The sequence below is a fragment of the Edaphosphingomonas fennica genome (assembly GCF_003034225.1).
In the GTDB taxonomy this organism is placed as follows: Bacteria; Pseudomonadota; Alphaproteobacteria; order Sphingomonadales; family Sphingomonadaceae; genus Sphingomonas_E; species Sphingomonas_E fennica.
In genome coordinates, this window is sequence record NZ_PHHF01000081.1 from 59981 (window position 1) to 86630 (window position 26650).

18 protein-coding genes are annotated in these 26650 nt (G+C 67.6%); 8 read left to right on the forward strand and 10 right to left on the reverse strand.

From position 1 onward, the window contains the following. Positions 1 to 47: 47 nt before the first annotated feature. The 4 genes from otsB (at position 48) to CV103_RS23130 (ending at position 4271) form a co-directional block, all read left to right on the forward strand. Entirely contained in the window at positions 48 to 821 is a 774-nt protein-coding gene (otsB, locus tag CV103_RS20555) for a trehalose-phosphatase (protein ID WP_107396032.1), read from the forward strand. Continuing rightward, the gene (locus tag CV103_RS20560; RefSeq protein ID WP_015458018.1) at positions 818 to 2614 is read left to right on the forward strand and encodes a glycoside hydrolase family 15 protein; all 1797 of its coding nucleotides are present in this window, start codon (positions 818 to 820) and stop codon (positions 2612 to 2614) included. Before otsB ends, CV103_RS20560 begins: the two co-directional genes overlap by 4 nt. After that, positions 2611 to 4017 (forward strand): alpha,alpha-trehalose-phosphate synthase (UDP-forming), encoded by a 1407-nt coding sequence (locus CV103_RS20565; protein WP_015458019.1) that lies wholly within the window; start codon positions 2611 to 2613, stop codon positions 4015 to 4017. Before CV103_RS20560 ends, CV103_RS20565 begins: the two co-directional genes overlap by 4 nt. A gap of 128 nt (positions 4018 to 4145) precedes the next feature. Next, entirely contained in the window at positions 4146 to 4271 is a 126-nt protein-coding gene (locus tag CV103_RS23130; protein ID WP_269078702.1) for a hypothetical protein, read from the forward strand. Between the two features lie 28 nt (positions 4272 to 4299). On the opposite strand, the gene CV103_RS20575 is transcribed toward CV103_RS23130, so the two are convergent. After that, positions 4300 to 4872 carry a DNA-3-methyladenine glycosylase I gene (locus CV103_RS20575; RefSeq protein WP_070936021.1) on the reverse strand — a complete coding sequence of 191 codons (573 nt, stop codon included), beginning with the start codon at positions 4870 to 4872 and terminating at the stop codon, positions 4300 to 4302. 152 nt (positions 4873 to 5024) lie between these two features. On the opposite strand from CV103_RS20575, the gene CV103_RS20580 reads away from it, so the two are divergent. Both CV103_RS20580 and CV103_RS20585 read left to right on the forward strand, forming a co-directional pair. Then, positions 5025 to 5699: a response regulator transcription factor gene (locus tag CV103_RS20580; RefSeq protein ID WP_015458022.1), complete on the forward strand. Its 675-nt coding sequence runs from the start codon at positions 5025 to 5027 to the stop codon at positions 5697 to 5699. 4 nt (positions 5700 to 5703) lie between these two features. Further along, positions 5704 to 7041, forward strand: a complete 1338-nt coding sequence (locus CV103_RS20585) for a sensor histidine kinase (protein WP_107396034.1) — start codon at positions 5704 to 5706, stop codon at positions 7039 to 7041. Positions 7042 to 7119: 78 nt separating this feature from the next. On the opposite strand, the gene CV103_RS20590 is transcribed toward CV103_RS20585, so the two are convergent. Further along, positions 7120 to 9441 carry a TonB-dependent receptor gene (locus tag CV103_RS20590; protein WP_015458024.1) on the reverse strand — a complete coding sequence of 774 codons (2322 nt, stop codon included), beginning with the start codon at positions 9439 to 9441 and terminating at the stop codon, positions 7120 to 7122. A 430-nt stretch (positions 9442 to 9871) separates the two neighbouring features. On the opposite strand from CV103_RS20590, the gene CV103_RS20595 reads away from it, so the two are divergent. Continuing rightward, the gene (locus CV103_RS20595) at positions 9872 to 12616 is read left to right on the forward strand and encodes a TonB-dependent receptor domain-containing protein (RefSeq protein ID WP_245896988.1); all 2745 of its coding nucleotides are present in this window, start codon (positions 9872 to 9874) and stop codon (positions 12614 to 12616) included. A gap of 22 nt (positions 12617 to 12638) precedes the next feature. On the opposite strand, the gene CV103_RS20600 is transcribed toward CV103_RS20595, so the two are convergent. From CV103_RS20600 to CV103_RS20635, 8 genes are all read right to left on the reverse strand, one after another. Continuing rightward, positions 12639 to 14672 carry an MGH1-like glycoside hydrolase domain-containing protein gene (locus CV103_RS20600; protein WP_107396036.1) on the reverse strand — a complete coding sequence of 678 codons (2034 nt, stop codon included), beginning with the start codon at positions 14670 to 14672 and terminating at the stop codon, positions 12639 to 12641. Positions 14673 to 14788: 116 nt separating this feature from the next. Then, a complete protein-coding gene (locus tag CV103_RS20605; RefSeq protein ID WP_070934554.1) occupies positions 14789 to 17650 on the reverse strand; it encodes a TonB-dependent receptor in 2862 nt (953 codons plus the stop codon). 318 nt (positions 17651 to 17968) lie between these two features. Next, the gene (locus CV103_RS20610) at positions 17969 to 19390 is read right to left on the reverse strand and encodes a family 43 glycosylhydrolase (protein WP_107396037.1); all 1422 of its coding nucleotides are present in this window, start codon (positions 19388 to 19390) and stop codon (positions 17969 to 17971) included. Positions 19391 to 19469: 79 nt separating this feature from the next. Beyond that, positions 19470 to 20516: an arabinan endo-1,5-alpha-L-arabinosidase gene (locus CV103_RS20615; protein ID WP_015458028.1), complete on the reverse strand. Its 1047-nt coding sequence runs from the start codon at positions 20514 to 20516 to the stop codon at positions 19470 to 19472. A 58-nt stretch (positions 20517 to 20574) separates the two neighbouring features. Next, the gene (locus CV103_RS20620; RefSeq protein WP_015458029.1) at positions 20575 to 22143 is read right to left on the reverse strand and encodes an alpha-N-arabinofuranosidase; all 1569 of its coding nucleotides are present in this window, start codon (positions 22141 to 22143) and stop codon (positions 20575 to 20577) included. A gap of 20 nt (positions 22144 to 22163) precedes the next feature. Next, positions 22164 to 23090 (reverse strand): Gfo/Idh/MocA family protein, encoded by a 927-nt coding sequence (locus CV103_RS20625; RefSeq protein WP_015458030.1) that lies wholly within the window; start codon positions 23088 to 23090, stop codon positions 22164 to 22166. A 2-nt stretch (positions 23091 to 23092) separates the two neighbouring features. After that, complete coding sequence (gene araD1 / locus CV103_RS20630; protein ID WP_015458031.1) at positions 23093 to 24085, reverse strand: AraD1 family protein; 993 nt, start codon at positions 24083 to 24085, stop codon at positions 23093 to 23095. A 92-nt stretch (positions 24086 to 24177) separates the two neighbouring features. Next, positions 24178 to 25746, reverse strand: coding sequence for an aldehyde dehydrogenase (NADP(+)) (locus CV103_RS20635; protein WP_015458032.1), 1569 nt, complete (start codon positions 25744 to 25746; stop codon positions 24178 to 24180). Between the two features lie 107 nt (positions 25747 to 25853). Between CV103_RS20635 and CV103_RS20640 the strand changes: the two genes are divergently transcribed. After that, positions 25854 to 26615: a FadR/GntR family transcriptional regulator gene (locus CV103_RS20640; protein WP_015458033.1), complete on the forward strand. Its 762-nt coding sequence runs from the start codon at positions 25854 to 25856 to the stop codon at positions 26613 to 26615. Positions 26616 to 26650: the final 35 nt, after the last annotated feature.

Sequence of the window (26650 nt, forward strand, 5' to 3'; positions counted from 1 at the left end):
CCGCGTCCGCCGCGTTCCGGCACGCCTGACAAGACAAGAGGTTATCGATGAATCCAGCCGTGGACCGCGGCCCCCTGCCCCAGCCACCGCGCCTGCCCGAGCCGCCCGCCGGCCTGCTGGAGGGCGCCAGCCTGTTCATCGATTTCGACGGCACCCTGGTCGACCTGATCGACCGGCCGGACGAGGTGATCGCCGACGAGCGGCTGCGCGCGCTGCTGATGCGGCTGCACGACCGGCCGGAAGGCGGCATCGCGGTGGTGAGCGGGCGATCGATCGCCCAGCTCGATGCCATGCTGGGGCCGGTGGCGCAGCTGATCGCGCTTTCCGGCAGCCACGGCACCGAGCATCGCTGGAACGGGATCAGCGCCCATCCGGTGCGGCCCGAGACGCTGGACGCGGCCGAGACCGAGCTGCGCGCCTTTGCCGAGGCGCATCCCGGCGTGATGGTGGAAAGCAAGAGCTTCGGCGCGGCGCTGCATTACCGGCTGGCGCCCGCGGCGGAGGTTGCAGCCCGCAGCCTCGCCCGGCGGATCGGCGCCGAGACGGGGCTGGCCGTGCAGCCGGGCCATATGATGATCGAGCTGCGCGTGCCGGGCAGCGACAAGGGCGTGGCCGTGCGCGGGCTGATGGGGCGGCCGCCGATGGCGGGCACGCGGCCCGTGTTCATCGGCGACGACCTGACCGACGAGCCGGGCTTCGTCGCCGCCACCGAGCTTGGCGGCTGCGGCGTGCTGGTGGGCGCGCCCCGCGAGAGCGCCGCCCGCTATGGGCTGGCCGACAGCGCCGCCGTGCGCGCCTGGCTGGCGGGGGAGCACGCATGACCGCGACGCTGGACCTGTGGCCGATCGGCAATTGCCAGGTATCCTCGCTGGTGGACCGGCGCGGCCGTTTCGTCTGGGCGTGCGTGCCGCGCGTGGACGGCGATCCCCTATTCTGTTCGCTGCTGGATGCGAACCCGCCCGCGGCCGAGGGCGCGCGCGGTTTCTGGGAGATCGACCTGGAGGACTGCGCGGAGACGACCCAGCATTATATCCGCAACACGCCCGTGCTGGTGACGCGGCACGATGACGGGCGCGGCAATGTGGTGGAGGTGACGGACTTCTGCCCGCGCTTCACCCGCAACGGCCGCATGTATCGGCCGGTGGCGTTCGTCCGCATCGTCCGACCGATATCGGGCAGCCCGCGCATCCGCGTGCGGCTGCGCCCGGCGCGCGACTGGGGCGCCCATGCGGCGGCGCGCACGCGCGGTTCCAACCATATCCGCTACATCCTGGCGGAAAGCGTGCAGCGGCTGACCACCGACGCGCCGATCGGCTGGATCGAGGATGAGCGGCTGTTCCGCGTCGAACGGCCGCTGCATTTCTTCTTCGGCCCGGACGAAAGCTTTTCGGACGACGTGCGCCACGCCACCGAGCAGATGCTGGACCTGACCATCGCATCCTGGCGGCGCTGGGTGCGCGGGCTGGCGACGCCGGTGGAATGGCAGGAAGCGGTGATCCGCGCGGCGATCGCGCTCAAGCTCTGCCAGCATGAGGAGACCGGCGCGATCGTCGCCGCGCTCACCACCTCCATCCCCGAACATGCCGATTCCGGCCGTAACTGGGACTATCGCTACTGCTGGATACGCGATGCTTATTATACCGTGCAGGCGCTCAACCGGCTGGGCGCGCTCGACGTGCTGGAAGGCTATCTCGAATATCTGCGCAACATCGTCGACAATGCGAGGGGCGGCCATGTCCAGCCGCTCTACGGCGTCGGCGGCGAGGCGCTGCTGCCGGAGCGCGAGGCGCCCGCGCTGGACGGATATCGCGGCATGGGGCCGGTGCGCGTGGGCAACCAGGCCTATGAGCAGATCCAGCACGATGCCTATGGCCAGATCGTGCTTTCCAACGTGCAGGCCTTCTTCGACCAGCGGCTCTACCGCGTGGCGGGGCTGGAGGATTTCACCGCGCTGGAGCCGATCGGCGAGCGGGCCTGGGCGATGCACGACAAGCCCGATGCGGGCCTGTGGGAATTGCGCACGCGCGCGCATGTCCACACCTATTCCGCCGCGATGTGCTGGGCGGCGTGCGACCGGCTGGCCAATGCCGCCGAGGCGCTGGGGCTGGAGGACCGGCGCGCCTTCTGGCAGGCGCGGGCGGATGCGATCCGCGAGAAGATCGAACGATCCGCCTGGCGCGAGGGAACGGGCCGGATATCCGCCACCTTCGACGGCGACGACCTGGACGCCAGCCTGATCCAACTGCTCGACCTGCGATTCCTTCAGCCTGCCGATCCGCGCTTCCACGGCACACTCGTTTCGGTGGAAGAAGGACTGCGGCGTGGCAGCCATATGTTGCGTTATGCCACCGAAGACGATTTCGGCCTGCCCGAAACCGCCTTCAACGTCTGCACATTCTGGCTGATCGAGGCGCTGAACGCCACGGGCCGGATCGCCGATGCCCGTGCGCTGTTCGAGGAAATGCTCGGCCGCCGCACGGGGGCGGGGCTGCTTTCGGAGGATATCGATCCGGTGACGGGCGAACTCTGGGGCAATTACCCGCAGACCTATTCGCTCGTGGGCCTGATCAACTGCGCGGTCCTGCTGAGCAAGCCGTGGAGTTCCGTGCGATGAGCCGCCTGATCGTCATTTCCAACCGGGTGCAGCCGGCCGCCGACGGCGCGGGCAACCAGGGCGGGCTGGCGGTCGCGCTTTCGGCCGCGCTGCGGGAAAGCAACGGCATCTGGTTCGGCTGGTCGGGCGGGGAGACCGATCATTTCACCGGCCATATCAACTTCCAGCGGCACGACGGCGTCGCCACCGCCACCGTCGATCTGGAGCCGCAGGACGTGGAGGAATATTATAACGGCTTCGCCAACCGCACGCTGTGGCCGCTCTTCCATTATCGCATCGACGTGGCGGAGTTCGAGCGCGGCTTTGCCGAGGGCTATGAACGGGTGAATGCGCGCTTCGCCGAGACGGTGCAGCCGCTGATCGAGCCGGACGACATATTGTGGGTGCATGATTACCACCTGATCCCGCTGGGCGCGGAGCTGCGCGCACGCGGCGTGACCAACCGGATCGGCTTCTTCCTCCACATCCCCTGGCCGCCGATGCAGCTCCTGCTGGCGCTTCCCAACCATCGCGAGCTGGTGGAGGCGATGTTCGCCTATGACGTGATCGGATTCCACACGCGCGACTGGCTGGATTCCTTCCTCGATTATGTCAGCGCCGAGCTGCCGGGCGCCGTGATCGGCGCGGACGACATCATCACGCTCAACGGACGCAGCATCCGCGCCGTCGCCTGCCCGATCGGCATCGACACCCAGGCCTTCCGCGACAGCGCCAACCAGCCCAACGCGCTCAACGCCTTCCAGCGGATGCGGATCAGCGCCAACGGGCGGGAGATGATCATCGGCGTCGACCGGCTGGATTATTCCAAGGGGCTGCAGGAACGCTTCCTCGGCTACGAACGCTTCCTGGCATCGCATCCCGAGGCGCTGGGGCGGGTGTTCCTCCTCCAGATCGCCCCGCCCTCGCGCGAGGACGTGCAGAGCTATCGCGAGATACGCGCGGCGCTGGACGGGCTTTCGGGCCGGATCAACGGCGAATATGCCGACGTGGAATGGGTGCCGATCCGCTACGTCAACAAGGGCTATCCCCGCGACGAGCTGGCCGGCATCTATCGCGCCGCCCGCATCGGGCTGGTGACGCCGCTGCGCGACGGGATGAACCTGGTCGCCAAGGAATATGTGGCCGCGCAGGACCCGGAGGACCCCGGCGTGCTGATCCTTTCCCGCTTCGCGGGCGCGGCCGAGCAGATGGGCGAGGCGCTGCTCGTCAACCCGCACAGCGCCGAGGACGTCGCCGACGCCATCGCCCGCGCGCTCGCCATGCCGCGCGCCGAACGCATCCGCCGCTGGCGCGCGCTGATGGACGGCGTGGAGCAGGAGGACGTGCTGTGGTGGCAGCGCCGCTTCACCGCCCTTCTCGCCGCCCCCGACCCCGAGGCCCCGGCCGACCGCGCGGCGGCATGATAGCGGCATAATATCGGGGCGCCGAGATGCCGACGCATCGCGCCTCGGCAAGGATCGAGCGCCGCACGGGCTTAACCCCGGCCGCTGAACCGGCTATCATGCCGGCCGCGCCGAACAGGGAGGATGCGTTGACGGAACGGGATATCGATCGGCTCTATCTGCTGAAATATATCCTGACCTTCCCGCTGGTGCTGGCGACCTGGGCGCTGGGCACGGCGATCGCCGCGATCTTCCTGCGCCGCCGGGAATGGTGAGGGGCCGGCGCCTACCCGACCTGCCGGATTACGGCGCCCCGACCTGATCGCGGCGGAAGCAGGCGGCCGCGTGATCGTTGACGATGCCCACCGCCTGCATCCAGGCATAGACGATGGTGGGGCCGACGAACTTGAAGCCCCGGCGCTTCAGATCCTTCGATATCCGTTCCGATAGCGGGGTAGTGGCGGGAAAGTTCACGCCGTCGCCCATGAGCACGCGGCCTTCGGTGAAGGACCAGCAATAAGCGGCGAAATCCTCGCCCCGATCGGCCATGTCGCAATAGAGGCGGGCGGCGCCGATCGTCGCCTCGATCTTCGCGCGGGAACGGATGATGCCGGGATCGGCCAGCAGGCGCTGGACGTCCGCCTCGCCGAAACGGGCGACCGTGGCGGGATCGAAGCCGGCGAAGGCCCGGCGGAAGGCGTCGCGCTTGCGCAGCACGGTGATCCAGGCGAGGCCGGCCTGGAAGCCGTCCAGCATCAGCTTTTCCCAGAGCGCGCGGCCGTCGCGCTCGGGCACGCCCCATTCGCCGTCATGATAGGCCCGCATCAGCGGATCGCCTTCGGCCCAGCCACAGCGGTGCGGCGGATGCGATGTCATGAGGGGGGCTGCCTTTCCTTCTGCCTGCGCTGGGGAGAATGGCGAAGCGCGCGGCACCCGTCCATCGGCATGATCGGCCATCATGCGTTCATATGCTATGCCTATGCGCATCCCTTCCGGCGCGCGGCGCCGGCGGACCATTGGAGGCGGTTTTGGACGTTCTGCTGGTTGAAGACGATGCCATCCTGGCGAAGGACCTGGCCGCCGAATTGCGGGAATGCGGGCATCAGGCGCAGATCGTGGGCGACGGCCGCCTCGCGCTGCAGGCGCTGGTGGACCGGAAGTTCGACGCCGTCATCCTCGATCGCATGCTGCCCGAGCTGGACGGCCTTTCCGTCCTCAACCGGATGCGGGCCGAGGGCATGACGCTTCCCGTCATCATGCTGACGGCGCTCGGCAAGTCGGCCGACAAGGTCGAGGGGCTGGAACAGGGCGCGGACGATTATGTGGTGAAGCCGGTCGACGCGGCGGAGCTCAACGCCCGGCTGATGGCCGTCAGCCGGGGCCGGCAATGGAACATGCCGGAAAACGACACGATCAGCGCCGGCGACATCACCGTCAGCCCGCTGCGCCACCGGGCCTGGTACAAGGGCGCGCCGGTGGTGCTGCCCAAGGTGGAATTCCAGCTTCTGGCCGAACTGGTGCGCAACGCCGATCGCGTGCTGACCCGGGCGATGCTCTACGAACGGGTATGGGATTATGATTTCGAGCCCAAGTCCAACATCGCCGACATGTATATCCGCCGCCTCCGGCTGAAGCTGATGGAAGCCGGCTGCGACGATCCGATCGTGACCGTGCGGGGCATCGGCTACATGCTACGCGCCTGAGCGCATGCGCCCGCATTCGCTGCGATCCCTGTCGGCGCTGTTCCTGATCGTCTTCCTCGTCGCGACGATCCTGACGGGCGTGGGCACCCTGCTCGTCACCCAGCGGACCATCACCCGGCTGGTGGACCAGCGGATCGCCGGCGAGAATATGGAGGTTTCCGGCAGCGACCATCCGGCCGATCCGGCGCGGGTGCGCGCGCTCATCACGCTCTTTTCCCAGCGCCGGGACAAGGGCGACGTGGGCTTCCTGCTGACCGGCCCCAAGGGCCATTTCATCGCGGGCAACGTCCGGCTCGCCCGCGTGCCGCCGCCCGGCTATTCGACGCTGAGCGCGGCGGATCATATTCCCGGCCTGACCCATGGCCGCGCCTTCACCCGCGACATCGGCAACGGCATGATCCTGACGACGCTGGCCGAGACCGAGCCGATCCAGAACTATAATTCCGCGCGCGTCCGCATCTACGTGCTCGGCTTCGGATCGATCATCCTCATCGTCTTCGGCGGCATCGTGCTTTTCGGGACGCTGATAAGCCGGCGCATCCGCGAGATGCGCCAGACGGTGGATGCGATCATCGACGGCAATATGCGCCAGCGCGTGCCGGTCGATGGATCGCGCAGCGAGTTCGACCAGCAGGCCAGGGCCTTCAACCGGATGCTCGATCGCATCGCCGCCCTGATGGACGGCATCGCCAATGTTTCCAACGATATCGCCCATGATCTCCGAACACCGCTCGGCCGGCTGCGCGGCCAGCTCGCGCGGTTGCGGCGCGAGGCCGATACGCCGGCGATGCGGGAGGGGCTGGACCAGGCGATCGCCCAGAGCGACGCGCTGCTGGAAATGTTCGCCGCCATCCTGCGCATCGCCGAGATCGAGGGCGGCGACCGCCGCGCCGCCTTCGCCGCGCTGGACCTCGGCGCGCTGGCGACGGAGATCGGCGAGATGATGGCGCCGGTGGCCGAAGCCGAGGAGCACCGGCTGGAGATCGGCCCCTGCCCCGCCATCCCCGTCCATGGCGACCGCCGGCTGCTGAGCCAGGCGATCATCAACCTGATCGAGAACGGGGTGCGCCACACGCCTCCCGGATCGACCATCCGCGTCCGCGCCGCGCGATCGGGGGACGAGGCGATGCTGATCGTCGAGGATGACGGACCCGGCATCCCGGCCGAGCGCCGCGCCGATGCGCTGCGCCGCTTCGGCCGGCTGGACAAGGCGCGCAACCGTTCGGGCCACGGCCTGGGCCTGTCGCTGGTGGAGGCGATCGCCCGGCTGCATCGCGGGCGCCTCGCGCTGGAGGATGCCGGCCCCGGCCTGCGGGCGGTGCTGGCCGTCCGGGCGGACTGAGGCAATGGAAAGGAAAAAGGCCCCGCCGTCCCGCGAGGGGGACGGCGGGGCCTGATATCCGGTCAGGCCCGGCTTCGATCAGAAGCGGATGCTGGCCTCCAGCCCGTAGGTGCGCGGCTCGTTATAGTTGGCGTAATCGCCCAGCGTCGCCTGGTTGGAAGGATCGCGGCGATAGATGTGCGCCTCGTTGAACAGGTTGCGCGACCAGACCGAGACGGTGAGCTTGCTGCTGTCGTTGGCGAGGCTGATGTCGGCGAGCGACAGCCGGCCGTTGACGATGAAGGAGGAGTCCGCCTTCATCGCGAACTGATCGAACGTCTGGGTCGCCTGCGCATAATTGGCGTCCAGGTGCAGCCTGGCCGTCACGCCGCCGACCGGCACCGAATAATCCACCGCGCCGCTGGCCGTGTTGCGCGGGGTGAAGACGATGAACACCGGCTGCACCACGCCGCTGAACGGATTCAGCGTCGGCGGGATCTTGGTATAGGTGTAGGCATAGGCCGCGTTCAGCGTCAGCCCCTGCATCGGGCTCAGCGTCGCTTCCGCCTCGACGCCGCGGATCTTGGTGGTGCCCGGCGCATTGATGGTTTCCAGCGTGTTGCGCGTCGATCCGTTGGGCTGCGGCGTCACCAGGCTGAAATCGATCTGGCTGCCGGTGCGATCCATGATGTAGCCGGCAAGGTTCAGGCGCAGCATGTGATCGAACAGCTCGGTCTTGGCGCCGATTTCATAGGACTTCACCTTTTCCGGCCCGAAGGACCGATAGGTGAGCGAGCGCGAGCTGGCGCCGCCGGCGCGATAGCCGGTGGCGAACTTCGCATAGAGGTTGATGTCCTGCGTCGCATCCACCGCCAGCGTCACCATCGGATCGAAGCGGTCGTTCTTCTCCCGGAAGGTGAAGTCGGTGGGCGCGTTGTTCACCGTCGTCAGCTCGCCATGCTTGTTGTCATGGGTGTAGCGGCCGCCGACCGTGAGGTGGGTGATGCCGCCCATCAGGTCCGGCGTGTAGGTGAGCTGGCCGTAGGCGGCATAGCTCTTCGACCAGGCGGTGCTGGCGCGGTCGATCGAGCGATGGCCCCGGATCGTCGGCGTCGGATCGAGGATGGTGTAGCCGGTGCCGTCGGCATTCCACTGGTTGGAGCTGGGCGTCGAGGCGTCGTCGCTCGCCTTCTCGTTGAAATAATAGAGGCCGGCGACATAATCGAGGTTGCCGGTGCTGCCGACCGCCTGGAATTCCTGGCTGAACTGGTGCTGCCAGAGGCCGGCGAGGCTGTAGCGGCTGAAATTGCCGTTGGGCGCGAAAACGGGCACACGATGCGCGCCGCCACTATTGTCCCACTGCTCCACCGAAACTTCGCGGTAGGCGGTGATCGACCGCAGCTCCACCTCGGGCGCGACCTTCCAGCTGAGGTGCAGCGTGTGGCCGAAGGTCTTGTCCACGCTCGGCTGCTGCGGCACGCCGATATCGGCCACGTCCATGCGCTTGTCGCCCACCACCACGATCGGCGGCAGCGGCGCGATCGCCCCGGCCGGCTTGTTCAGCGGGTTGTAGTTGACGAGCTGGCTGTAGAAAGGCGAGTTGGCGTCATAGCCGTTGTCGTAGCTGTAATCGGCGGTGAAATCGGTGGAGGGCTGCCAGCGCAGCGTGGCCTTCACGCCGCGGCGGTCATAATAGTTCCAGCCGGTCTGGCCGGGCAGCGGGTTCTTGACCGTGGGGTCGCGATACTGGACGACGCCGTCCACCTTCAGGCTGAAATTGTGGAATTCCGGCAGGTCGAGATGGGCGTCCGCATTATAGGCGCCGTAATTGCCGATGCCGGCGGTGCCACGGAAACCGAACTCGCCGGACGGCCCCTTGGTGACGATGCTGAGCGCGCCGCCTTCGGTGTTGCGGCCGAACAGCGTGCCCTGCGGCCCCTTCAGCACCTCGATCCGCTCGATATCCATCAGCGCCGCGTTCAGGCCCTGCTGGCGGCCGAGATAGACGCCGTCGATATAGACGCCCACGCCCTGCTCGCGCGCGGGCTGGTTGGCGTCGAGGGGAACGATGCCGCGAATGCCGATGGTGAGCGCGGACTGGCGCGCCTCGAAGGTGGCGACGCGCAGGCCCGGAATGGCGCCGTCACCGAGATCGAGCAGGCTCTGGGCGTGACGCTCGGTCAGCGCCTTGCTGTCCATGACCGAGATGGAGATCGGCGTTTTCTGGAGATTGGTTTCCCGCTTGGTCGCGGTCACGACGATCTCGCTAAGGCCGCCGCTTTCGGGGCTGGCGCTTTCCGGGGCGGCGGCTTCCGCCGGCGCGACTTCCGCAGCGAGAGCGGGCACGGCCAGCGCCATGAAGGCGGTGCCGGCCAGCAGGGCGCGCGCAACCGAGCGCGTCAGACAGATATCATTTTGCATGCTTTCCCCCGAAGAGAATCAAAATCAGGACCGGGGGCGGCAATAGAATATTTATGAAGGCAGTTATGTTACAGGTGCAATAACCTAACTGTAATTATATATACATTTTCGTTACATTTTGGATTTATTCTTAGAACCTATCCGTCATTCCGACCTTATCTCACGTCACATCGGAAAGCTGGAAAGTATATTTCCCGACATATAGAAAAGATAATTTTCCGATCAATTTCGATTCTTCCGATATCGCCTGCCTCTTAACGGAGAAAGAACATGGCAGCGCCGGTCCGCGCCCGCGCGCATTGCCGGCGGTATCCTTCCGTGGGACGCGCCCCGCGACAGAGCCGCCGCCGCCCGCCGGGCGCGGAAATCCGCGCATATTTCACCGCCGACATAAAATGTTCGATCGGCCCGAATAGGGCGGGCGAAACAGATGAAACACGGGATTGTCATGGTCCGCCTGCCGCTTTTGCTTTCCGGTATCGCCCTCCTGCCAGCACTGGCCGCCGCCCAGGAAAGGGCGCCGGCCGAACCGGACAGGCATGGCCCCGCCCCCGATGCCGAGATGGCGGGGGACGAGGATATCGTCGTCACCGGCCAGCGCCCGCCGGGCAGCGTGATCGGCGACATCGCGCCCGAGCTGGTGCTGAGCCCGGCGGACATCCGCACCTATGGCGTAAGCTCGATCACCGACCTCATCGCCGAGCTCGGCCCGCAGACGACGAGCGGCCGGGGCGGCCGGCCGGTGGTGCTGCTGAACGGCAAGCGGATATCGAGCTTCGCCGAGATCCGCGACATTCCGACCGAGGCGATCCTGCGCGCGGAGATATTGCCGGAGGAAGTGGCGCTCAAATATGGCTATCGCGCCGACCAGAAGGTGGTGAACATCGTGCTGCGCCCGCGCTTCCGCACGACCACCGCCGAGCTGACCGGCGCCGCGCCGACCGAAGGCGGGCAGAGCAGCGCCAGCGCCGAGAGCAGCCTGCTCAGGATCAACAAGGAAGGCCGCTTCAACCTCGCGCTCAAATATCAGCGCAGCTCCGCGCTCTACGAGGATGAGCGCGATATCGTCGCCGATATGCCGCGTCGCCCCTATGACGTGACCGGCAACATCACCGCACCCGTCTATGGCGACGAGATCGATCCCGCGCTGAGCGCGCTTGCCGGCCAGCCCGTGACGGCGGCCGGCGTGCCTGCCGCCGCGGCGCAAGGCGCGCAGCCGCTTACCGCCTTCAACCGGCCGGTCAACACGACCGATACGGGGCGCTACCGCACGCTGCTGCCGCAGACCGACAGCGTATCGATGAACGCCGTGCTGAACCGCACCATCTTCGGCGACGTATCGGCGACGGTGAACGGCACCTTATCCTATGACGAGAGCGACAGCGCCCAGGGCCTCGCCACCGCATCGATCCGGCTGCCCGGCGAAAGCCCCTTCTCCCCCTTCGCCGGCGAGACGCGGCTCTACCGCTATCTCGACGAGATCGATCCGCGCACCCAGCAGAGCAAGACGGTGACCGGGCATCTCGGCTTCACGCTGAGCGGCGCGGCCAAGGGCTGGCAATGGAATGCCACTGGCAATTACGACCGCACCGAGATCAGGACGCGCACCCGCAACGGCGTGGACATCACCGATTTCCAGGCTGGGATCGACGCGCTCGATCCCACGCTCAACCCCTTCGCGCCGATCCCCGCGGCCCTGATGGGCGGCCCGCTGATCGACCGCGCGCGTTCGGTGGAGGGCGTGGGCAATATCCAGCTCGTCGCCAACGGCACGCTGGCGCGGCTGCCGGCCGGGCCGGTCTCCGCCACGGTGAAGCTGGGCGGCGAGTTCAACGACCTCGACGCCCATTCCACCCGCGCCGGCATGATGACGGACAGCGATCTTTCGCGCGACATCGCCAGCGGCCAGATCAGCCTGGACCTGCCGCTGGCCAGCCGGAAGCGCGGCTTCATCGGCCCGCTGGGCGAGCTTTCGGCCAATGTGAACCTGGCCTATGACCGTCTTTCCGACTTCGGCGGGCTGACCACGCTGGGCTACGGCCTCAACTGGACGCCGATCCCCGCCATCCGCCTGATCGCATCGGTGACGGAGGACGAGAATGCGCCCACCATGCAGCAGCTCGGCAACCCCACCATCGCGACCAGCGGCGTCCGGATATTCGATTATGTGCGCGGCGAGACGGTGGACGTCACCCGGATCAGCGGCGGCAACCCCACGCTCCAGGCCGACGACCGGCGCGTGTTCAAGCTGGGGGCGACCATCCGCCCCTTTACCGGCAACGACCTGACGCTGAGCGCCGATTATGTGAACAGCCGCGTGCGCGATGCGGTGGCGGCCTTCCCGACGCCCACCGCCGCGATCGAGGCCGCCTTCCCCGATCGCTTCGTGCGCGATGCCAGCGGCCAGCTCGTCAGCGTCGACAGCCGGCCGATCAACTTCACCCGCCAGAACAGCGAGGAGCTGCGCTGGGGGATCAATTTCTCGAAGCAGCTTTCCTCTCCGCCGACGGGCGCCGGCAACCGGCCGATGCTGCGGGAGCTGGCGCGCGATGCGGGTGACGGGCCGCCCGCCGAGCGCCCGGCGGGGAGCGACGCGGATCGGCCGCGCGGTGCCGGCTTCGGACCGGGCGGCGGCGGTTTCGGCCGCGGCCCCGGCGGGCGCGGCACGCGGATGCAGTTCGCCGTCTATCACACCGTCCACCTGCGCGAGGAAATCCTCGTCCGCCCCGACGGGCCGATGCTGGACCTGCTGGACGGCGACGCGATCGGATCGACCGGCGGCCAGCCCAGGCATGAGGTGGAGGCGCAGGCCGGCCTGACCCATAACGGGCTGGGCGCGCGCCTTTCCGCCGCGTGGCGCAGCGGCACGGACGTGAATGGCGGGCCCGACGGATCGGATTCGCTGCACTTTTCCAGCCTGACGACGATCAACCTCCGCTTCTTCGCGGATCTGGGCCAGCAGGCGAAGCTGGTGTCCGCCGTCCCCTTCCTGCGCGGCTCGCGGCTCACCCTTTCGGTGACGAACCTGTTCAACGAACGGATGCGCGTGCGCGACGCGGACGGCATCACGCCGGTCAGCTACCAGCCGGACTATCTCGATCCGCTGGGCCGTTCGATCCGCATCAGCTTCCGCAAGCTGTTCTTCCCGCCCCGGCCGTCCGGGCCGCGCTCCTGACCGCTCGGGCCGCGCGGGCGCCTCAATCAGGCTCGTATAGCTTCAGCTCCACGAGCCTGACGGCCCGGCCCGGCCGCTGGCGCATCAGGAGGCGGACCTTGCTGACGGCGGCGGCGGGCCAGCCGACATGGGTCACGCCGTTGGCGACCGGCCGGCCGGCGGGCGCGGCGAGATCGCGCCAGCCCTGCCCGGTCCAGGCCTGGATGCGATAACGCTCGGGCACATCGAAGCCCTTGCCATCGGCGAAGAAGGCGAGCTCGGCCCGCGACAGGCGCATGGGCCTGCCGAGATCGACGGCATACCATTGCTCGCCCCCCGCAGGCGCGGACGACCAGCCGTTGGGCAGTTCCGGAAAGAACCACAGCCGCCCGTCGATCGCGTCATGGACATTTTCGGGATCGGTGTTGCTCGATGCCTCGCCCCTGGGGAAATTGCCCCGGACGAGCTGGACGGCGCGGTTGACCGGGCGCGCATAGGACGGAGCCGGAGCGCGGGGCACCGGCACGGCCAGGCGGCCGATCGTGGCGCGCCGGGCGACCTCCCGGCCATCGACCTCCAGCGCCAGCCCCGGACCACGGCCATAATGGCTGCCGTCCTGATCCCAGGTCACCGCGATGCGATGGCCATGATAGGGCACGTCCTGCACGCGGAACCAGGGGAGGGCCTGGGCATCGCCCGCGTCCGGCAGCAGCGGGTTCACCTCCAGCATATCGTCCGCGCGCGGGCGGATGCCGACGAGGCCGGTGAGGATCAGATCGACATAGCCCGAATGGAAATAATGGTGGCTGCGATCGAGCCCGACGATCGGCCGGCCGGTCTCGGGATGATAGTCCTCCTCCAGATCGAGGCGGCGGTCCTTCCCGGCGCCCTGATAGTGAAGCGCGGTATATTGGCGCAGCAGGCGCATATAGTCGCCGCGCGTGACCGGGCCGTGATCGCGATAATGATCCAGCAGGTTGGCCATGCCCGTCAGCACCTGCGTGGTCTGATAAGGCCAGACCGGGCCGTTCCACTGGCATTCCGGCGCGCTGCCCAGATAGCGATACTGGCGCATATAATATGGGTAGGACGCCTCGACGGTGCGCATGCCCGCCTTGCCCGCCAGCGATGCGGGATCGAGCAGATGGCGCCAGGCCGCCGCATAGCGGGCCTCGTCCGGCGGTAGATCGAACATCCAGGGCAGATAGCCGACCAGCTCGCGATTGCGGATCGGCGACCAATATTTCACATGATCGTTATCGACCTGGTAGCGATCGATGAAATGGGCGAGATCGGGGCTCCACAGCGCATCGAGCACCCGCGCCCGAAGCGCGTCCGCCCGCTCCCGGAACTCGCCGGCCATCGCCTCGTCGCCGGCCATTTCGGCGAGCCTCGCCAGCGCACGGGCATTGGCGAACATATAGGCGTTGACCGAGGGCCGGAAGGAATCGCCGCCGCGAAACCCGTCCTCCCCGCCCGACGCATCGATCGAGGAGACGGTATATTCGGTCGCGTCCAGCAGCGGCTCGACGAAATAGAGGCCCTTCGCGAAATCGAACTTCTCGTCCCACAGGCGATAGATGTGGCGCATCACCGCCAGATGGCGCAGCGCGGCCTCGCGATCGCCATCGACCAGGAAGCGGCCATAGACCGAATCCGCCATATGATCGGTGAAGTGGCGGTCGTTGCCGCCGCGATACATGAAATCCACATAATCGCCGGCATAGCGGCGATCGTTCAGCCAGCGCCCTTCCGCCAGGTGGAAGCCGGTGGCGTCGTTGAGGCTGGCGAAGGGATGGCGCTGCCAATCGACATCGTCGAGGAATTCGGTGGAGATATAGCCTTCGGCGCCGAGGTCGCGCTGGTGGGCGCGGAACAGCGACCAGCGATAATAATAGACCGCATCGATCTGCGGATCGGCGGATTCGAAGAAGGGAATGCGGCCTTCATACCAGGGCGCATCATTGCCGAAGCGCTGCGCCGCGATGGCGTGCGTATCCATCGCCGGGCCGGGCGGCGCGGCCGCCGTCGCAGCGAGCGCCGCGCCCGCCAGCAGCATCCGGAGCCATGCGCGCATCCGCCATCCTCGCTCGAAAATTCGGCGGCCGCCCCGGGGACGTAGGAGAGGGATCCCGGAACGGCCGCCATATGCGGGATGCGGCAAGGAGAGGCCGCATCCCAGGGGAACAGAGGTCAGAAGCTGAAGCGGGCACCCAGCGCGAAGGTGCGCGCCAGCAGCAGGGTGCCGAGATTATACTTCTCGGAATCCCCGGCATTGCCGTATTTGTAGTAGCTCTGCTGCTTCGACTTGAGCAGGTTCACCGCATCGAAGGTCACGCCGATATTGTCGGTGACGTTCCAGGTGAGCTGCAGGTCGAGGCTCGATTCCGGCTTGTACCAGATGCCGATCGGGTTGGCGAAGAGCCGCGCCTCGTTGTTGTGGAGGAAGCCCTTGCGCCAGATGTAGGACAAGCGGGCGTTGAACGGCCCCTTATCGTAAGCCAGCGTCGTGTTGTACGACAGCTTCGACACGTTGAAGAATTGCGACTGGGTTTCGCCCGTGATGTTGCCGGCGGAATCCGTTTCCGGGATCGTCTGGTTCGAATCGAGAACCGTCAGGCTGCCCTGGAAGCCGAGGCCGTCGAGGATGCCGGGCAGATAGTTCGGATAGTAGGTAAGCCCCACTTCCACGCCCTTCAGCACGCCATCCGAAGCATTGACCGGCCGGGTGATCGCAAAATTGTCGGTCGCGCCGGCAACGATATCGTTGTCCGGGATATGCTCCATCACCGTCAGCGGCACGACCAGGCCGTTGATCTCGCGCCGGAAGCCGGTGACGTAGATCGCGCTGTTGCGTTCGAAATACCATTCGAGCGCGAGGTCGTAATTCTTCGAATGCGTGGGCTTCAGGTTCGCCGTGCCGGCCGTGCCGCTGCCATAGCCGACATTGGTGAGATCGCCGGTGAGCGAATAGTTCGGGTTGATATCGGTGAAGTTCGGACGCCGCAGCGTTTCGCCATAGTTGAAGCGCAGGCGCAGCCTGGGCGTGATCTCATAGCGCGCGGTGAAGCTCGGCAGGAACTTCTCGGCCGAGTTTCCGGCACGGGTCAGCTCGCCGTCCGCCAGGCGGTTGAAGAAGTTGGACTTGGTGCTCACCGCGACGAAGCGGACGCCGCCTTCCAGCTGGAGCGGGCGGCCGAGGATCGAGACTTCGCCGTCCGCCATCACATAGGCCGACATCGTCGTTTCATCGATGTCGAAGACGCGATCGAGCGAGAGCTGGCCGCTGGTCGGCAGGCCGTAGAGACCGCGCACATAATCCGCATTGCTGTGCAGCCAGTAGCCGTTGGCCAGCGTCCAGCTGGTCGGCACGTCGGCGCGGCCGTCGAAGAAACCGGAATTGGTGAACTGCGCGTCCTCGCCCAGCGACGAAAGCGGCGCGCCCAGATTGTTCGCGTCCTGCGTGCGGGTGAAGCTGGAAGCCTTGCGGTCGTCATAGCGCACGCCCGCCTTGACCCGGCGCAGGAAGCCTTCGTCCCAGGTGTAATAGCCGTCGAGAGTCAGCGTGACGGCGCTGCCCTTGTTCTTGTCGGCATTGTCGTAAAGCTGGGCGACGTTCCATACGCTGGGATCGGTCAGCAGGGAATCGTCGTCGAAGTGATAGGAGGGGACGCCGCCGCCGGCGTTGAAATCCGCCGTGATCTGCTGCGCCACGCGATCGGTGCGCATCGCGATGAACGAGGTCTTGTTGGTGCTCGTCTGGTAGGCGACGTCACCGATGATCTTGCCGCGATCGCCAAGATCCCACTGGCCGTTCAGGGCATAGACGAAGCTGTCGGTCTTGTTGGTGGCATAATCGCCGCTGTTGAAGCCGTAGACATCGTCCACGGTGCGCGCCTTGACGATGTTGGTGCCGTCATAAAGCTCGACCGCGCCCGGATTGCCCCACCAGTCGACGAAGCTGAACTGCAGCGAGTTGAAGGTGTTGCCCCGAAAACCGGAATAGAAGACCTCGGCGGTGTAGACGGAGCTGCTGTTCGGCGCCCACTGCACGGCCGCGTTGACCGACGGGCGTTCGCGCTTGCCGTAGAGATCCGAGCTGAAGACCGCGTCGCGCGACAGGACATAGGGCGTTTCCTGTCCGTTGATGTCCAGCGTGGACCCCGCCCCCGTGGGAAGGCCGGAATTGGTGCCGGGCGTCCAGATATTGCCGTTCGGGTTGGTGGGCGAAACCACGCGGCAGTCGGTGGGCTGCAGGCGCTCATAGGGCACCCAGGGCGCGCCCTGCGGGCAGGCGCCGGGCATATTGCTGGTCGTCACGCCCGGCAGGTTGCCGTCGGTCAGGAACGGCACCATGGCGCCGGCCGTGGTCGACATGTTGCGATATTTGGTGCGGCTCCACGAACCGTTCACCAGCACGCCGATATCGCCGATGCCGGTTTCCCAGCGATCGCTGACGAGCAGCGCGACGTTGGGATTATAGGTATCGGCCTGCTCGTTATAGATGCCGCGCGCCAGGCCCGAGATGGCGAAGCCGTCGAAATCGAACGGACGGCGGGTCTTGACGTCGATCTGGCCGGCAAGGCCGGTCTCGATCTGGTCGGCCGACCGGGTCTTGTAGACGTCGACCTGCCTGACGAGGTTGGCCGAGACATCCTGCAGCGCGAAGGACTGGCCGGCCGCGGTGAAGACGTTGCGGCCGTTGAGCGTGGTCAGCGGATCGGCGAGGCCGCGGATCGTGACGGTCGCGGCCTCGCCGCCGCCGCGATCGGTGACCTGGACGCCGGTGACGCGCTGGAGCGCCTCGACGACGTTATTGTCGGGCAGCTTGCCGACGTCCTCCGCGACGATCGAGTCGACGATCTGGATCGATTCCTTGCGGACGTTGAGCGCGCCGACGATGGAGGCGCGGACGCCGGTGACGACGATGTCCTCATTGCTCGCGGCATCGCCCTGCTGGGCGGCCGGCGCGGCATCGACCTGGGCATAGGCCGCAGTGCCCGCCATCAGCGAGAAAATGGACACGGAACACATGACAATCGGCTTGAAAGCCATCTCACCCCTCCCCTCGGCCGGCGACTTGCCGCGCCGCTTATTAACTCCGACTACTTATTTCCGACACCGGGGCAGCGCAAGGACAAAGTTGCGAATGGATGTCACCCGGCAAGCCAGCGTGGCAAGCGCGACACACGTCGATTAATATGCTGTTATTATTCATTATTTTGCGGATACGCCGCCCGTCTGGCGGACAGGCGAGGGCGGGAGACGCGCCGATCCGCAGGGATCGACCGCGTCTCCATCATCGCTTGATCCAGTCTCCGAATGCGGCCCGGATGACCGCACAAGTCCGACTTATCGAGTCGTATGCGTCGCTTATCCCAGCACCCAGGCGGAAGCGGCGTCGCCAGCGGACGCCAGCACGAGCGCGCCGTCGCGATGGGCGAGCGCCTTATCGGCGCCGCCCACGGGAGTAAAGCGCACCGCGCCACCCGGAGCCGGGCGACGGACGAAGCTGCTCCTGCGCAGGAAAGCGGCATCCGCCCCCGCTTTTTCGAGGCGAGCCGCGCCGTCCGGCCCGATGGCGATGCAATAGTCCGGCATATCGATCGGGCTCAGCGTAACGCTGCCGGCGACCCGCGCGGGCGACTGGCGGAACTGGGTCGTAGGCAGCGCCCCTTCGCCCACGAACAGGCGGGCGCCATCGTGCGCCAGGTGCGATTCCCGGCGATCGGCGGGCGACAGCCGATCGGGCAAGGGGCCGTTGCCGACGGGTATGCCGAAATCGGGCGTGCCGTCCGCCCGGTAATAGAGCCGCTGGATACGGGTGTGGCGGTTGGGATCGAACAGCGGATCGCCGCTGATCGCCTCATAATCGCGCCCGTGATAGACGAGGATGTCGCGCCCTTCCTCGTCGACGGTGAAGCTGTTGTGGCCGGGACCAAAGACCCCGGTCGCTTCCGAAGTGACGAACACCGGCTCGGGCGATTTCGCCCAGGCGCGGGCATCCATGATATCCGCATCGGCATCGGCGGTGAGCAGGCCCAGGCAATAGCGCGCATCGGTCGCGCTCGCCGAATAGGTCATGAACAGCCGCCCGTTGCGGGCGAGGATGGCCGGCGCCTCGGCCACCTTGAAGCCCCGCACCTCCCAGTCGAGCGTCGGCACGGTGAGGCGCGTGGGCTTCGCCGCCAGGGTCAGCGGCGTCGCCAGCGGCGCGATATAGAGGTTGGAATTGGTCTCGATCCCCGGCTCGCGCTGCGCCCATACGAAATAGCGGGTGCCGCGATGCTCGAACACGGTGGAATCGAGGTTGAAGCTGTCCCACGGCGCCTGGAACTGGCCGAGCACCGACCAGCCGCCCGTCATCGGGTCCGGCCCGTCGCAGACGATCGCATAGGTGCGGATGCGGAACACATCCTCGCCGCCGCCGCTGGGGCCGGCGGCGAAATACATGATCCAGCGCCCGTCGATCAGGTGCAGTTCCGGCGCCCAGATGAAGCCGGACAGCGGCCCGCTGGGAAGATGGCGCCACAGCACCCGCTCCTCCGCCGTCGCCAGCCCCGCCAAGGTGCGGGACCGCCGCAGCACCAGCCGGTCATATTCCGGCACCGACCCGGTCAGGTAATACCAGCCATCCTCGTGGCGGAAGACCTGCGCATCGGCGCGCTGGCGGACCAGCGGGTTCACGGGCGCGGCGGCCGGCGCCTCCGAAGAAGCGGCGCGCGCGATCGCCGGCACCGCGGAAAGCGCGGCCGTGCCGGCGATGAAGCCACGGCGGGACAAGATCAGGTTCATGGACATTCCTCCCGATGCCGCCCCGGAAAAAGGCGGCGCTTATCAGAAAGCATCGGGCGGCGCCGGGCCGCCCGGCGCATCAATATTCGGCGACCGGCCAGCCATCCGCGCCCCAGCGGACCGGCGCGATCCTGAGCGTGGGCGCGCCCTTATTCTGGCGATCATAGGCGTGGTAGACGACATAGTCCCTGCCGTCCGCGTCATGCAGCCAGCCGGCATGGCCGGGGCCGCGGAAGCGCTGCTGCTCCCGCAGGTCGGCGCGCAGGAAGATCGTTCCCCCGCCCTCCATCAGCGCGCTGCCGTCCTTGCCCAGATAGGGGCCGGTGATCGCCTTCGATCGGCCGATCACCGTGTAATAGGTGCTGTTCACGCCCTTGCAGCAATAATCGTAGGACAGGATCAGCCAGTAATAGCCGCCATGATCGACGATGAAGGGCGCCTCCACCGGGGCCGGGCCGCCGGCCGGTGCCGGGCGCCGGGCGATCGACAGCGGCTTCGCATCCGGCTTCAGCGGCTTGCCCGTCTTCGGATCGAGCTCGACCAGCTTGATGCCGCTCCAGAAGCTGCCGAAGGACAGCCAGTGCCGCCCCTCCCGATCGATGATGAAATTGGGATCGATGGCGTTGAAGTCGTCGGCCGGCGTGGACATCACCACCAGCCCCTCGTCCCGCCAGCCATAGCCGGGCGCCTTGGGATCGAGCGTCGGGCTGGTGAACAGGCCGATGGCGGAGCGGTTCGATCCGAAGGTGGAGACCGAATAATAAAGCCGGTAGCGGCCGTTCACATGGCTGATGTCCGGCGCCCACATGCCGTCGGTGCCCGGCACCGCCGCCTTCGCCCAGGCCGGGATGGTATCGAACAGCGGGGCGCCCGCCGTCCAGTGGACCAGATCCCGCGAGGTGCGGGTTTCGATGTAGCGGCCGCCATTGCCGGTGCCGAAGACATGATAGGTATCGCCTTCGCGGATGATCACCGGATCATGCGTCGGCACCAGATCGCCGGTCAGCCGGCTGTTGAGCGTCGCCTCCCCGCCCTCGGCCTCGGCCTGCTGCGCCGGGGCGGCCCCGCTTAGCGCCAGCGCGGCGATGCCCGCCGCCGCCAGCGCCGCTGTCGCGAACTTCCTCATCCTCTCCTCCCCGATAGGCGATGGGGCTTGCCGGCCGGTGCGCCCGGCCGGCGGCCGTTCATTGCAGGTCGAGCATCACCACCGACTTGGCCGGCAGATCGACGGTCAGCACGCGGCCTTCGATCCGGGCGCCGGTGAAGGCGGCCGGACGCACCACATCGGGCGCGTCGAAGCTGTTGTGCGAATTGATCGCCGGCGCGGTGAGGATGCGGCCGGAAACGCCCTGCGCGGCCAGGCCGTCGAACTTCACCGTCACCGTGTGGGGCTGGTTGGGATCGAGGTTGGACAGGCCGACATGGACCTTGCCGTCCCTGGCGCGCACCGCCGATCCGCTGACGGCCGGCATCGTCCACTTGTCCTTGGCATACCAGGGCGCATCGATGCTGACCGGCAGCACGGTGGCGTCCTGATAGGGCTTGTACATCTCGAAGACATGATAGGTGGGGGTCAGCACCATCTTGTTGCCTTCGGTCAGGATCATCGCCTGCAGCACGTTCACCATCTGGGCGATGGCGGTCATCTTCACGCGATCGGCATGCCTGGCGAAGATATCCAGGTGGATCGACGCGATCAGCGCATCGCGCAGCGTGTTCTGCTGGCGCAGGAAGCCGGGATGCGTGCCTGGATCCTGGGCATACCAGGCGCCCCATTCATCGACGGCCAGCCACACGCGCTTCTGCGGATCATATTTGTCCATGATCGCGGTGTGCCTGGCGATCAGATCCTCCATGTGCAGCGCGCCGGCCAGCGCATCGGCCCAGCCGGATTCGTCGAAGTCGACGGCCGGCGCGCGCGGCGGCCAGCCACCGGCGGGGTGGACGTAATAATGGAGCGAAAGCGCGTCGAGCTGGCTGCCGGCGACGCGCATCATCGTCTCCGTCCAGTTATAGTCGTCGACATTGGCGCCCGCGGCGATCTTCATGATCCGCGTGCCGGCGGGGGCCTTGATGAAGGTGGCGTAGCGGCGGGTGACGTCCGCCGCATATTCGGGCCGCATATTGCCGCCGCAGCCCCACAATTCGTTGCCCACCCCGAAATAGGGGACCTTCCACGGCTCCTTATGGCCGTTCCTGGCGCGCTCGTCCGCAAGGCTGCCGGCCGGCGCGGTCATATATTCCACCCACTCGGCCATTTCCTGCGGCGTGCCGTTGCCGACATTGCCGGCGATATAGGCCTCGGCGCCGACCTGGCGGAGCAGCTCGAAAAATTCATGCGTGCCGACGCTGTTGGGCTCCGTCACCCCGCCCCAATGGGTATTCACCTTCACCGGCCGCTTGGCCTTCGGGCCGATGCCCTCGCGCCAGTGATATTCATCGGCGAAACAGCCGCCCGGCCAGCGGATCACGGGCACGCTGAGGTTGCGGAGCGCGGCGACCACATCGTTGCGGAAGCCGTTGGTGTTGGGGATCGACTTGTCGTTGCCCACCCACAGGCCACCATAGATGCCGTTGCCGAGATGCTCGGCAAACTGGGTGAAGATGCGGCGGTCATAGACCGGGCCGGGCTTGTCCGCCGCGACCGTGACGGTCACGGGCTTCACCGCTTCGGCATGGCCGGCCGTGGCGGCGGCGATGGCGGTGGCGGACAGCAGCAGCGCGGTGGCGGCGCGGCGCAGGGTTCCTATCATTTCCTCTCCCCCTTCTATTCTCAATCGTGGAACGGTTCGGTGATCTCGCGCCGGCCGCGCAGGAAGGCATCGGCCACCAGGCGCAGCGGATCGGTATCGACATCGCTGCGGCCGCCGCGGATCAGCGTGGCGAAGCGGCCATAGAGGCCGGAATATTCGTGATCCTCGCTATGTTCGGTGCCGCTCGGGATCGATAGCACCGCGCCGCCGTTGGAAAGCTTCAGCGTGCCGGCATCGGTTTCGACGATGATGTCCCAGCTCTGCGGGCCGGTCTGGCGCCAGTCGAGGTCCATGCTGATCGGCGCGCCGGCGGTGTCGCGGAATTCGAGGTCCGCCGCGATCGGCGCCGCCCGGTTTTCGGGCAGCACCAGCGTGGCCGATTTCAGGAAGAAGGGGCGCGGCAGGATGTGGGTGATGATCGACAGCGCATTGATGCCGGGATCGAACACCCCCAGGCCGCCCGGTTCCCAGATCCAGGCCTGGCCGGGATGCCACACGCGGACATCCTCCCGCCAGACGACCGAAACCCGCTCCACCGTGCGTTCGGCAAGCCATGCGCGCGCCGGGGCGACACCGGCGGCGAAGCGCGAATGCCAGCCGGCGAACAGGGTGGCGCCCACCTTGTCGGCCCGCGCGCTGAGCGCCGCCACCTCGGCCAGCGTCGCGCCCGGCGGCTTTTCCAGGAACACGTGGATGCCACGCTTCAGCGCCATGGCGGCGAGATCGTAGCGGACCTGCGGCGGCGTGCAGAGCGCGACCGCGTCCACCGCCGGCCCTTCCTCCAGCAGCGCCTCCAGCCCGCGATGGTGCGGGATGCCGGCCATGCCGGGATCGTGCGGGCTGACGGTGGCGGCCAGGCTGAAGGCGCCGTTGCCGGCGATCGCGGGCAGATGCTGGTCGCGCGCGATCTTGCCCATGCCGACGACGGCGATGCGAATGGGGTCCATGTTCAAAGCGCCTTCACCGTGACGGTCGCCTCGCCGGCGCGCGCCAGCGGGTTGCGCAGCGGCAGGGTGAAGGGGGCGGCCGCGATCTCGAACACGTCGCCTTCCCGGGTGCGCACGCCATCGGTGAACGAAAGGGTGGCCGTGCCGTAGAAATGGACGTGAATGTCGCCGGGGCGGCGGAACAGATCATATTTGAAGTGATGCGCCTCCAGATTGGCGAAGCTGTGCGACATGTTCGCCTCGCCCGACAGGAAGGGCTTTTCCCACAGCGTCTCGCCATCGCGCAGGATGCGGCTGGCGCCGGCCACATTATCGGGCAGATCGCCAACCAGCAGCTCCGGCCCCAGGGCCGCCTGCCGCAGCTTGGAATGGGCCAGCCACAGATAATTGTGCCGTTCGGTCACATGATCGCTAAATTCGTTGGCGAGGCAGAGGCCGAGGCGGAACGGCGTGCCATCCGGGCCGATGATGTAGATGCCGGCCAGTTCCGGCTCCTCGCCGCCATCCTGCGCGAAGGCCGGCATGGTCAGCGCGTCTCCGGGGCCGACGAGCTGGGAGCCGTCGCCCTTGTAGAACCATTCGGGCTGCTGGCCGGTCTCGCCGGGCGCGGGCTTGCCGCCTTCCAGCCCTTCCAGGAACATCCGCATGGAATCGGTCTTGGTGGCGGCGGCAGCGGCCTCGCGGTGCATCTTGTCCCGCCCCTCGGCCGAACCGAGATGGGTGAGGCCCGTGCCGCTCAGGATCAGGTGGGCGGGATCTTCATGGTCGATCGGCGAAAGCAGGCGGCCGGCCGCCAGTTCCGCCGCGATGTCCACCGCGTCGCCGGTGCCGAGCGCGGCGACGATATCGGCAAGGCTCCTGCCCTCCCCGATCGCGCGCAGCGCCAGCGCGTGGATGCTGGTGGCGCCGGGAACGAAGGCGGCAGCAGCGCCGCGCGCGGCGATCACCGAACGCACGCCTTCAGCGCTGCAATGCTGCAGCAGACGAAATGCCATGAAAAACTCTCCCTTCAGGGCGCCGCCGTTGCGGACGCCGTCACATCTGCGATGCGGGCAGGCGCGCGGAAGGCGCCCGCCCGCCGATCCGGTCAGCCGGTGGTGAGCACGCCATCGACGAGGCGCGGCACGCCATCGCCCGCCGCCGCGTCGCCAAGCTCGGCCGGCAGCAGCGCCTGCGCCAGATTCTGGTAGGACACCGGCCGCAGGAAGCGATCGATCGCCAGGCTGCCGACCGAGGTGGTGCGCGCATCCGACGTCGCCGGGAACGGCCCGCCATGGACCATCGCATGGCAGACCTCGACGCCCGTGGGCCAGCCATTGGCGAGGATGCGGCCGACCTTGCGTTCCAGCAGCGGCAGCAGGCGGGACGCGATCGCCTCGTCCGCCGCATCCATGTGGAGCGTGGCGGTAAGCTGCCCTTCCAGGCCCGCGAGCACCGTGCGAAGCTCCGCCTCGTCGCGGCAGCGGACGATGATCGAGGACGCGCCGAACACCTCGTGGCCCAGCGCCTTGTCCGCCAGGAAGGCGGATGCCGTCGTCTGGAACAAGGCGGCCTGGCCGCGCGTGCAGCCATTGCCTTCCCTGCCCCGCGCCAGCGTCTCCACGCTGCCGTTGCCGGCAAGTGCCGCCGTGCCCTTTTCGAAGGCGTCGTGGATGCCGGTCGTCAGCATCACCTGCGCATCCGCGCCGCCCACCCCTTCCGTGGCGGCGGCGACGAAGGCATCCAGCCCCTCGCCCTCGATCGCCAGAATCAGGCCGGGATTGGTGCAGAATTGCCCCGCGCCCATGGTCAGCGAGCCGACAAAGGCCTGGCCCAGCGCCTGCCCGCGCGCCTTCAGCGCCTCGGGCAGCAGCAGGACGGGGTTGATGCTGGACATTTCCGCATAGACCGGGATCGGCACCGGCCGCGCCTGCGCCAGCTTCATCAGCGCCAGGCCGCCGCCGCGCGATCCGGTGAAGCCCACGGCGGCGATGCGCGGATCCTGCACCAGCGCCGCGCCCAGATCATTGCCGGGGCCGACGAGGTGCGAGAACACGCCTTCCGGCAAGCCGGAGGCCGCGACGGCGCGGGCGATGGCGGCAGCGACGAGCGCGCCGGTCTCGGGATGGGCGGGATGCCCCTTCACCACCACCGGGCAGCCGGCGGCCAGCGCCGAGGCGGTATCGCCGCCCGCCGTGGAGAAAGCGAGCGGGAAGTTGGACGCGCCGAACACGGCCACCGGCCCCAGCGGGATCATGCGCAGGCGGATATCCGGGCGCGGCAGCGGCTGGCGATCGGGCAGGGCCGGATCGATGCGCAGGCCGAGCCACGCGCCCGCGCGCACGACATTGGCGAACAGGCGGAGCTGGCCGGTGGTGCGGCCGCGCTCGCCCTCCAGCCGGGCGCGCGGCAGGCCGCTTTCGCGCATCGCGGCGACGATCAGATCGTCGCCGATGCCCATGATCTCGTCGGCGATTCGTTCGAGGAAGGCGGCGCGCTCTTCCCGGCCCGTCGCGCGATAGATATCGAAGGCGGCTTCGGCGGCGGCGCAGGCGGCCGCCACGTCGGCGGGGCCATGGACCGGAAAAGCCTCCCCTTCGGGTTGCCCCGTCTCAGCGGCAACGGAACGGAATCCGCCGCTTTCCGCGCGGTCGGACGAGATGGCTGCACCGGTCATTTGCGTCTCCTTATTACTCCGACATATTACAGCGAAACGGCGATGGCAATGTTTGCCGTTTCGTCATCGGCATGCCGCTGTTAATTGTCGGGCCGGAGGGGCAATTCATGGGGAACGCCAAAGTGGGGAATGACAAGGGCGCGGACGAGGCGAAACCGGCGGCCAGCACGCGCGGCCCCGGCCGGCGGCTGCATGGCGCCGTGGCGCACAAGCTGGGCACGGCGATCCTGTCCGGCAAATATGCGCCCGGCGATACGCTGTCGGGCGAGGTGGCCTTTGCCGAGGAGCTGGAAATCTCCCGCAGCGCCTATCGCGAGGCGGTGCAGGTGCTGACCGCCAAGGGCCTGGTCGAAAGCCGCCCCAAGGCGGGCACGCGCGTGCTGCCCCGCAACCGCTGGAACCTCCTCGACCCGGACGTGCTGGCCTGGGCCTTCGCCGGGGAGCCGGACGTCGAGTTCATCCGCAACCTGTTCGAGCTGCGTTCGATCGTCGAGCCCGCGGCGGCGCGGCTGGCGGCCGAACGTCGCGACAAATCCGACATCAAGGTGATGAAGGAGGCGCTTGCGGCCATGCGGCGGCACACCGTCGCCACCGAGGCCGGGCGCGCCGCCGACCGCGATTTCCACAACGCCATCCTGCGCGCCACGCATAATGACGCGCTGATGGCGCTCGCCGCCAGCATCGGCGCGGCGGTGAACTGGACCACCCAGTTCAAGCAGCGCGCCCGCGCCCTCCCCCGCAACCCGATTCCCGATCACGTCCGCGTCTATGACGCGATCGCCGCCGGCGATGCCGATGCGGCCAGCGATGCGATGCGCGCGCTGGTCGATCTGGCGCTGGAGGATACGCGCAGCTCCATGCAGGACTGATCTTCCCCGCCCGCCCCGAAATCAAGAAGGCCCCG